Source organism: Streptomyces sp. bgisy159 (assembly GCF_965341775.1).
Lineage (GTDB): Bacteria > Actinomycetota > Actinomycetes > Streptomycetales > Streptomycetaceae > Streptomyces.
Window position 1 is genome coordinate 1 of sequence record NZ_CBDQZH010000084.1, and the last position, 9044, is coordinate 9044.

A 9044-nucleotide genomic window follows, 5' to 3' on the forward strand; every position below is an offset into this window, starting at 1 on the left:
GCCCCGGGACCGAGGCCGCGGCGGTCACCGGCCCGATCCGGGCTGTCACACCCCGCCGGTACGGTGAGGACATGAGTCAAGGTCCCCGGTCAGGACTCGCCGCGGTGAGTTCCGCGCTACTGGCCATGAGCAGGCACCTGGAGGTGCGCGACGTCCTCAAGACGATCGTCGCCTCCGCGCGTGAGCTGCTCGCCGCCGAGTACGCCGCGCTGGGCGTCCCGGACGACCACGGCGGCTTCGCCCAGTTCGTGGTCGACGGCGTAAGCGAGGAGCAGTGGCGCGCGATCGGTCCCCTGCCCCGCCAGCACGGCATCCTGGCCGCGATGCTGCACCAGGAGAAACCCGAGCGGCTGGCCGACGTGCGTGAGGACCCCCGCTTCGAGGGCTGGCCGGACGCCCACCCCCGGATGTCCGACTTCCTCGGACTGCCGATCCGCGACGGCGACGAGGTCATCGGCGCGCTCTTCCTGGCCAACAAGATCCGCCCCGGCGGACGGGCCGCAGAACCGGCCCCCGGGGACGGCTGCGGCTTCACCGAGGAGGACGAGGAACTGCTGTCCATCCTCGGCCAGCACGCCGCGATCGCCCTCACCAATGCCCGCCTCTACGAACGCAGCCGCGAACTCACCATCGTCGAGGAGCGCTCCCGCCTCGCCCATGAGCTGCACGACGCGGTGAGCCAGAAGCTCTTCTCCCTCCGGCTGACGGCCCAGGCCGCCGCGGCCCTGGTCGACCGTGACCCGTCCCGCGCCAAGGGCGAGCTCCAGCAGGTCGCCGCGCTCGCCGCCGAGGCGGCCGACGAACTGCGCGCCGCCGTCGTCGAGCTGCGCCCCGCCGCCCTCGACGAGGACGGCCTCGTCGCCACCCTGCGCACCCAGGCGCAGGTCCTCGACCGCGCTCACACCGCGCGCGTCTCCTTCGTCAGCCGGGGCGTGCGCGCCCTGCCCGCCGCCCAGGAGGAGGCCCTGCTGCGGGTCGCCCAGGAGGCGCTGCACAACGCCCTGCGCCACTCCGGCGCCGCCCACGTGGACGTGACCCTCGACCGGCGCGGCCCGGGTGCCGTCCTGCGGGTCACGGACGACGGCGGCGGCTTCGACCCCCGGGCCACCCGCCAGGCCGGACGCCACCTCGGCCTGGTCTCGATGCGGGACCGCGCGAGCGGGGTCGGCGGCGGTCTGACGGTGGACTCGGCGCCCGGCAAGGGCACCACGATCGAGATGGAGGTCCCCGGTGGCTGACGCAATCAAGGTGCTGCTCGTCGACGACCACCAGGTCGTGCGCCGGGGCCTGCGCACCTTCCTGGAGGTGCAGGACGACATAGTCGTCGTCGGCGAGGCCGCCGACGGTGCCGAGGGAGTCGCCCGCGCCGAGGAGCTGAGACCCGACGTCGTCCTCATGGACGTCAAGATGCCCGGCACCGACGGCGTGGACGCCCTGCGCCGCCTGCGCGACCTCGGCAACCCCGCGCGCGTGCTGATCGTCACCAGCTTCACCGAGCAGCGCACGGTCGTTCCCGCCCTGCGCGCGGGCGCCGCCGGGTACGTCTACAAGGACGTCGACCCCGACGCGCTGGCCACGGCCATCCGCTCCGTGCACGCCGGGCACGTGCTGCTCCAGCCCGAGGTCGCGGGCGCCCTGCTGTCGCAGGAGGACGGAAGCGGCGGCCAGGGCCGGAGCGGTTCGCTCACCGACCGGGAGCGCGAGGTGCTGGGCCTGATCGCGGACGGCCGCTCCAACCGGGAGATCGCCCGCGCGCTGGTGCTGTCCGAGAAGACGGTCAAGACCCACGTGTCGAACATCCTGATGAAGCTCGACCTCGCGGACCGCACCCAGGCGGCCCTGTGGGCCGTACGCCACGGCCTGACCGGCTGAGACCTGACCGGCTGAGACCTGACCGGCCAAGACCGCAGCCCGGGGGCCGCTGCCCACGGCAATTCGGAGGGTTCCCGTCCGGTCGGAGATTCATACCGTCGTGGGAATGTCCCCCGGATGGCGCAACCTCCGGCGGCCGCCGCCGTTCTCCAGTGCGCACCTCGGCACCCGCCGCGGTGAACACAAGGAGGACTTGGACAGTGAAGAACCTGAAGAGGGCAGCGGCCGTGACGATGGTGGCCGGCGGGCTCATGGCCGCCGGTGCCGGCATGGCCTCGGCCACCGACGGCGCGTGGGCCGGCGCTGAGGCCAAGGGTTCTCCGGGTGTCGCCTCGGGCAACGTGGTCCAGGCCCCGGTGCACGTCCCGGTGAACGTGGTCGGCAACAGCGTCAACGTGATCGGCGTGCTGAACCCGGCCTTCGGCAACCTGGGTCTCAACCACTGACGTCCCCGGGTCTCACTCCCTGACGTCCAGCGGGCGCCCGCGGCGCCCCCGGCCTCCCGGTCGACCACCGGGAGGCCGATCACCCCCAGGGCCGCCGTGGTCGTCGGCGCCCGTGGCGACGGCGGCGGCCGCCAAGTCCCGTTCTTCCACCTCGGGGCCCCGTCGTCCCGCGGCGCGGACGTCCGCGACGGAAAAGGGCACGAGGGGGCGTCGCCGGCGCGGCGGCACCCCCTCGGACACCGTCCGCACCCGGCGGTACGGCTCAGCGCCGCTCCCGTTCCTCGACATACGCGTTGTACGCGGCGACCTGGGCGCGCCGTGCCGTACGCTCCACCGGCCGCAGCGCCTCCCCGCGCGCCGCCATCTCCGACGCGCTCACCGCGCCCCCGTGCCCGTTCTCGTACGCCAGCGACACCAGCGCCCCCACCCGCCGTGCCAGCTCCAGCACCCGCACCGCGCGCGGCGGATACCCCGGCGCCAGCACCTCCGCACCCCCTTCGGTCCGCGCCCGGTACGCGTCGATGGCGGCGGCGGCCGCCGGCCCCGACCCGGCCACGTCCAGCCGCGTCAGCACACGCGTCGCCTCCCGCAGCGCCTCTGCCAGCTCCCGCTCCGCCTCACCCAGCGACGGCACGTCGGCGGGCGGTGCCTCGCGCACCGGCAGGCAGTGCCACACCACCTCGACGTGCACGTCACCCGCGGGCCCGGACTCGGACACCTCCGGCACCAGCCCCAGGCCGGCCCCGTGACAGACCACCGCCTCCCCGGACTCCAGCGCCCGCGCGTTGAACTCCGGCGGCCCGCTCAGCCCGAGCGGGTGGCCCGGCGCGGGCAGCGCCACCCGCAGTCCGCTCACCCCCAGCGCCCGCAACCGGCCGAGGGCCAGCGTGAGGCCCACGGGCGCCGACTCCCCGGGCAGGTCCGTGACCCGGTGCACCGCGTCGTCGCCGACCACGGCGAGCGCGGCGTCATCCGGAGGGGCAAGTCCGGCCAAAAGGGCATTTCCCCAAGCTGCGAGGCGACCAGAGCGCGGTTCCGAGTGCATGCCCCCACCCTAAGGACCGGACCGAGGGGACGGCTCGCCCGGCCAGTGGCGTAGATTTTCCGGGAGGGCCGTGCCCACCGGCGCGGCGGACCGAGCCACAGGCGTACGCGACAGCCGAGACCGGCCACACTGCAAGGGGAGACAACGCGCTCATGAGCGATGTTCTGGAGCTTCAGGACGTATCCGTGGTCCGGGAGGGCCGGGCTCTGGTGGACCAGGTCTCCTGGTCGGTCAAGGAAGGCGAACGCTGGGTCATCCTCGGCCCCAACGGCGCCGGCAAGACGACCCTGCTCAACGTCGCCTCCAGCTACCTCTTCCCCAGCAAGGGCACCGCCACCATCCTCGGCGACACCCTCGGCAAGGTCGACGTCTTCGACCTTCGCCCCCGCATCGGCGTGGCCGGCATCGCCATGGCCGAGAAGCTCCCCAAGCGCCAGACGGTCCTGCAGACCGTTCTGACGGCCGCCTACGGCATGACGGCCGGCTGGCAGGAGGAGTACGAGGACGTCGACGAGCAGCGGGCCCGCGCCTTCCTCGACCGCCTCGGCATGACCGACTACCTCGACCGGAAGTTCGGCACCCTCTCCGAGGGCGAGCGCAAGCGCACCCTCATCGCCCGCGCCCTGATGACCGACCCCGAGCTGCTCCTGCTCGACGAGCCCGCGGCCGGCCTCGACCTCGGCGGCCGCGAGGACCTGGTCCGCCGGCTCGGCCGGCTCGCCCGCGACCCCATCGCGCCCTCGATGATCATGGTGACCCACCACGTCGAGGAGATCGCGCCCGGCTTCACCCACGTCCTCATGATCCGTCAGGGCAAGGTCCTCGCCGCCGGCCCGATCGAGCTGGAACTGACCTCCCGTAACCTCTCCCACTGCTTCGGCCTTCCGCTCGTCGTCGAGCAGGTCGGCGACCGCTGGACCGCCCAGGGCCTTCCGTTGACCTGACAGTCCCTGAACAGTTCCTGAACAGCACCCCGTCGCGCCCTGTCCGCGCCGCACGGTGGGTCCTACCATGACCATGTGAACATCGACGCGTGGGTATGGTGGCTCGTCGGCGCGGCAGCGCTCGGAATTCCCCTTGTGGTGACCGCCATGCCGGAGTTCGGCATGTTCGCGGTGGGCGCCGTGGCCGCCGCGATCGTGGCCGGCCTCGGCTTCGGCGCCGTCGCCCAGGTCCTCGCCTTCGTCATCGTCTCGGTCGCCCTCATCGCGGTCGTACGCCCCATCGCCTACCGGCACCGCAATCAGCTGCGGCCCGGACTCGCCACGGGCATCGACGCGTTGAAGGGAAAACAGGCCGTCGTCCTCGAACGGGTCGACGGCAGCGGCGGCCGCATCAAGCTCGCCGGCGAGATCTGGTCGGCGCGCGCACTCGACGGCGAGCAGAGCTACGAACCCGGTCAGCAAGTGGACGTGGTCGAGATCGAAGGTGCCACCGCGATCGTCATATGACGCCCAGCGGCGGACAGTTGGCGCGACTGCGCCTAACAGGCCCCCACGGCGGACGACGGTCTGTCAGACTCGACCAGCAAGATCTTCAACAGCCATAAGATCTTCCGAACGCGCCGAGGCGGAGAAGGGTACGGGGAGCACCATGGAACCGGTCATCATCGTCTTGATCATTCTGGTGGTGTTGGTCTTCATCGCCCTGATCAAGACGATCCAGGTCATCCCACAGGCCAGCGCCGCCATCGTCGAGCGCTTCGGCCGCTACACGCGGACCCTGAACGCGGGCCTCAACATCGTCGTCCCGTTCATCGACACCATCCGCAACCGCATCGACCTGCGCGAACAGGTCGTGCCGTTCCCGCCGCAGCCGGTGATCACCCAGGACAACCTGGTCGTCAACATCGACACCGTCATCTACTACCAGGTGACCGACGCCCGCGCCGCCACCTACGAGGTCGCCAGCTACATCCAGGCCATCGAGCAGCTGACCGTCACCACCCTGCGCAACATCATCGGCGGCATGGACCTCGAACGCACCCTGACCTCCCGCGAGGAGATCAACGCGGCCCTGCGCGGCGTCCTCGACGAGGCCACCGGCAAATGGGGCATCCGGGTCAACCGCGTGGAACTGAAGGCCATCGAGCCCCCGACCTCCATCCAGGACTCGATGGAGAAGCAGATGCGCGCCGACCGGGACAAGCGCGCCGCGATCCTCACCGCCGAGGGAACGCGCCAGGCCGCCATCCTGACCGCGGAGGGCGAGAAGCAGTCGCAGATCCTGCGCGCCGAGGGTGAGGCCAAGGCCGCCGCCCTGCGCGCCGAGGGTGAGGCCCAGGCCGTCCGTACGGTCTTCGAGGCCATCCACGCCGGCGACCCCGACCAGAAGCTCCTCAGCTACCAGTACCTGCAGATGCTCCCGAAGATCGCCGAGGGCGACGCCAACAAGCTCTGGATCGTCCCCAGCGAGATCGGCGACGCCCTCAAGGGACTCTCCGGCGCCATGGGCAACTTCGGCCCGCTGGGCGGCGGTTCGAACGGCGGCGGCAACGGCGGCGCCGCCGCGGAACGCCGGGAGAAGCCGTCGATCGACTGACCTCACGCGAGACCCGATGGGGGCCCACCTCGACCGAGGTGAGCCCCCTTCGTACCGGACGCCTAGGCGGCGTTCTGCGCCAGCCAGCCCGGCAACGCGTTGAAGTCGTCCTGCGCCAGCGCCAGCAGCATCGCGTCCTGTGGAGTCGGCTCGAACGGCTGCCGCAGCAACGGCATCCCCGCCTGCTCCGGAGTCCGGTCCGCCTTGCGGTGGTTGTCCTCCGCGCAGGACGCCACCGTGTTCAGCCAGGTGTCCCGGCCCCCCTGGGACCGCGGCACCACATGGTCCACGGTCGTCGCCCGCCGCCCGCAGTACGCGCACAGGTGCCGGTCCCTGACCAGCACACCCCGCCGCGACCACGGGGCTTGTCTTCGGAACGGCACCCGGACGTACCTGCACAGCCTGATCACGCGGGGCACGGGAATGTCCACGGCGGCGCCCCGCATGCGCAGTTCGGGGTGGGCCTGCTCGACGACGGCCTTGTCCTGCAGCACCAGAACGACGGCACGGTTCGACGTCACCGTGGACAAGGGCTCAAAACTCGCGTTGAGCACCAGTGTGTCCCGCATACCAGCCCACCTCCCATGTGCACCTGCCCACCCCCCGGCGGGCTCGGATCAACTCTGGACGGGCGCGCCGAGATGGACAACGCAATAAAAACTGCCCGCCTCTGATCACTTCCAGCACCAGAGACGGGCAAACGTTCAGTGAACGATGAGATGACTCATCCCGCAGCGGGATTCTCGTACTCTCCGATCAGCTGAGCACGGGCGATCGCGTGGAACCGCAGATGGAAGCCGACCGCCGCGGGCGAGGAGTCGGCGTCCGGACCCAACTTCTCCCGGTCCACCGCGTACACCGTGAAGACGTACCGGTGCGGACCGTCCCCGGGCGGCGGCGCGGCACCGCCGAAGTCCCACGTCCCGTAGTCGTTTCGCGCGTGAACGGCGCCCTCGGGGAGCGCCCCGGTCCCGCCGCCGGCACCCGCCGCCAACTCCGTCACGGAGGCCGGTATGTCGAACAGGACCCAGTGCCAGAACCCGCTGCCCGTAGGGGCGTCCGGGTCGAAGCACGTCACGGCGAAGCTCCTGGTCTCCGGCGGGAAGCCCTCCCAGCGCAGTTGCGGCGAGGTGTTCCCCTCCGCGAAGACCTGGGCGCCCTTCAGCGTCCCGCCGTCCTCGACATCCTCGCTCGTCACCGTGAACGACGGCACGGGCGGATGGAAGTCGTGGGGCAGCGGCCGCCGCATGAGCTCGGTCACCTCGGTACCTCCTGAATCGGTGATCCGGTTACCGGTTACGGGAGGGAGACTAGAACCAGTTGCGCTTGCCGCCGACTTCGGACAGCCAGTGGTTGAGGTAGGCCACCCAGTCCGTCGCGTGGTAGTCGTGCAGACCCACCTGGAAGCAGCGGTAGGTGTCGCTGCCCTCGCTGAACAGCCCCGGCTTCTTGTCCATTTCGAGGACGACGTCCATCACGCTGTCGTCGGCGACGAAGGTCAGCTCGACCTCGTTCAGGCCGCGGTACTGCGACGGTGCGAAGAACTCGATCTCCTGGTAGAACGGCAGCCGCTGCCGCGTGCCCCGGATGTGCCCGCGTTCCATGTCCGCGGTCTTGAAGCGGAAGCCCAGCTGGATGAACGCGTCGAGGATCGCCTTCTGCGCCGGCATCGGGTGGACGTTGATCGGGTCGAGGTCGGTGGAGTCGACCGCCCGCGCGATGGCCAGCTCGGTGGTCACGCCGATGTTCATCCCGCGCAGGGCCTGACCGTCGATCATCGTGACCGGCGTCTCCCAGGGGATCTCCAGCCCGAACGGCACGGCGTGCACGGCCCCGGCCTGCAGCTCGAAGGCCCCGCCCAGCGACACCTTCGTGAACTCGATGTCCTGCGTGTACTCGCCGTCCTGTCCTTCGACCTCCACCCGCGCCTGCAGACCGACCGAGAGACCCTGGATGTCCTGGCTCACGGAACCGCCCTGGATCCTCACCTCGCCCTGGACGACACCACCCGGTACGACGTTGACCTCCGTCAGCACCGTCTCGACCGACGCCCCACCGGCCCCCAGGCTCGCAAGCAGCTTCTTGAACGCCATGACTCTCCTCTAGACCTCTGCGGTGGACCCTTGATCCCTACCAACGCGAACCGGCGGCGGCCGGTTCCGCGCCCACACCCTGGCAAGCCGAACGCGCCCTGACCACCCCGGCGTACCGACCAGACTGCACTACGCTCGGAGGGCGTGATCGCGACCCCCGACCGTACGCCCCTTCCACGGGAGTTCTTCGACCGCCCCGTCCTGGACGTCGCACGCGACCTCCTCGGCCGGCTCCTGGTCCGCACGACCCCCGACGGTCCGATCACCCTGCGCCTCACCGAGGTCGAGGCCTACGACGGCCACAACGACCCCGGCTCCCACGCCTACCGCGGCCGCACCGCCCGCAACGCGGTGATGTTCGGGCCGCCCGGGCATGTGTACGTCTACTTCACCTACGGCATGTGGCACTGCATGAACCTGGTGTGCGGTCCGGAAGGCCGGGCGAGCGCCGTCCTGCTGCGTGCCGGCGAGATCATCGAGGGAGCCGAGCAGTCGCGACCTCGACGGCGGTCGGCCCGCGACGACAGGGAACTGGCCAAGGGCCCGGCCCGCCTGGCGACCGCCCTGGACATCGATCGCGCCCTGGACGGCACGGACGCGTGCGCGACGGGCGACACCCCCTTGCGTGTCCTCACGGGCACGCCCGTCGACCCGGAGCGGGTGAGCACCGGCCCCCGTACCGGTGTCGCCGGCGAGGGAGCCGTGCACCCCTGGCGCTACTGGATCGCCGGCGACCCCACGGTGAGCCCGTACCGGGCCCATGTGCCCCGGCGCCGCAGAAGTTGACTCTGTCGGCGAAGGTGCGTAACGTGGCCCGAGCCGCTGAACCGGGTACGGCGATCGCCTGCAGCCGGAGCGGCCAACCCACTACCTAGTACATCCCTCAGCGGGATCGATTTCGGCATGTCCGCATGCCCGAATTCGAACTCGCGGGACTCGATTATGAGTCCGCCGGGGAATCGGCTAACGTAGTGAATGTCGAAAGGCCGACGAGCGAAAGCGAGAAGGTCTCCGGCAATCCCGCCGACAGGGAATCGGGTCGAGAAG

General features: G+C 70.9%; 11 protein-coding genes. 7 read left to right on the forward strand and 4 right to left on the reverse strand.

Features of this window, described 5'->3' with window-relative positions; all coding sequences use genetic code 11:
- Positions 1 to 71: 71 nt before the first annotated feature.
- The 3 genes from ACSLTV_RS35435 to ACSLTV_RS35445 all read left to right on the forward strand — a co-directional run bounded on the left by ACSLTV_RS35435 (position 72) and on the right by ACSLTV_RS35445 (position 2318).
- Entirely contained in the window at positions 72 to 1238 is a 1167-nt protein-coding gene (locus ACSLTV_RS35435; RefSeq protein WP_432139976.1) for a GAF domain-containing sensor histidine kinase, read from the forward strand.
- Positions 1231 to 1872 (forward strand): response regulator, encoded by a 642-nt coding sequence (locus tag ACSLTV_RS35440; RefSeq protein ID WP_432139975.1) that lies wholly within the window; start codon positions 1231 to 1233, stop codon positions 1870 to 1872. Before ACSLTV_RS35435 ends, ACSLTV_RS35440 begins: the two co-directional genes overlap by 8 nt.
- 200 nt (positions 1873 to 2072) lie before the next feature.
- Positions 2073 to 2318, forward strand: coding sequence for a chaplin (locus ACSLTV_RS35445; RefSeq protein ID WP_432158997.1), 246 nt, complete (start codon positions 2073 to 2075; stop codon positions 2316 to 2318).
- A gap of 262 nt (positions 2319 to 2580) precedes the next feature.
- On the opposite strand, the gene ACSLTV_RS35450 is transcribed toward ACSLTV_RS35445, so the two are convergent.
- The gene (locus tag ACSLTV_RS35450) at positions 2581 to 3363 is read right to left on the reverse strand and encodes a hypothetical protein (protein WP_432158998.1); all 783 of its coding nucleotides are present in this window, start codon (positions 3361 to 3363) and stop codon (positions 2581 to 2583) included.
- 152 nt (positions 3364 to 3515) lie between these two features.
- Between ACSLTV_RS35450 and ACSLTV_RS35455 the strand changes: the two genes are divergently transcribed.
- The 3 genes from ACSLTV_RS35455 (at position 3516) to ACSLTV_RS35465 (ending at position 5904) form a co-directional block, all read left to right on the forward strand.
- Complete coding sequence (locus tag ACSLTV_RS35455) at positions 3516 to 4307, forward strand: ABC transporter ATP-binding protein (protein WP_432139972.1); 792 nt, start codon at positions 3516 to 3518, stop codon at positions 4305 to 4307.
- A gap of 75 nt (positions 4308 to 4382) precedes the next feature.
- Positions 4383 to 4814 (forward strand): NfeD family protein, encoded by a 432-nt coding sequence (locus ACSLTV_RS35460; protein ID WP_432139971.1) that lies wholly within the window; start codon positions 4383 to 4385, stop codon positions 4812 to 4814.
- A 142-nt stretch (positions 4815 to 4956) separates the two neighbouring features.
- Complete coding sequence (locus ACSLTV_RS35465; protein ID WP_432139970.1) at positions 4957 to 5904, forward strand: SPFH domain-containing protein; 948 nt, start codon at positions 4957 to 4959, stop codon at positions 5902 to 5904.
- Positions 5905 to 5966: 62 nt separating this feature from the next.
- Here ACSLTV_RS35465 and ACSLTV_RS35470 read toward each other — a convergent pair whose 3' ends face one another.
- The 3 genes from ACSLTV_RS35470 to ACSLTV_RS35480 all read right to left on the reverse strand — a co-directional run bounded on the left by ACSLTV_RS35470 (position 5967) and on the right by ACSLTV_RS35480 (position 7997).
- On the reverse strand, positions 5967 to 6473 hold the full coding sequence (locus tag ACSLTV_RS35470) for an HNH endonuclease (protein ID WP_432139969.1): 507 nt from the start codon (positions 6471 to 6473) through the stop codon (positions 5967 to 5969).
- Between the two features lie 155 nt (positions 6474 to 6628).
- The gene (locus ACSLTV_RS35475; protein ID WP_435613673.1) at positions 6629 to 7165 is read right to left on the reverse strand and encodes a YbhB/YbcL family Raf kinase inhibitor-like protein; all 537 of its coding nucleotides are present in this window, start codon (positions 7163 to 7165) and stop codon (positions 6629 to 6631) included.
- Between the two features lie 49 nt (positions 7166 to 7214).
- A complete protein-coding gene (locus tag ACSLTV_RS35480; protein ID WP_435613674.1) occupies positions 7215 to 7997 on the reverse strand; it encodes a sporulation protein in 783 nt (260 codons plus the stop codon).
- Positions 7998 to 8141: 144 nt separating this feature from the next.
- Here ACSLTV_RS35480 and ACSLTV_RS35485 point away from each other — a divergent pair, with 144 nt between their 5' ends.
- The gene (locus ACSLTV_RS35485) at positions 8142 to 8783 is read left to right on the forward strand and encodes a DNA-3-methyladenine glycosylase (RefSeq protein WP_432139966.1); all 642 of its coding nucleotides are present in this window, start codon (positions 8142 to 8144) and stop codon (positions 8781 to 8783) included.
- Positions 8784 to 9044: the final 261 nt, after the last annotated feature.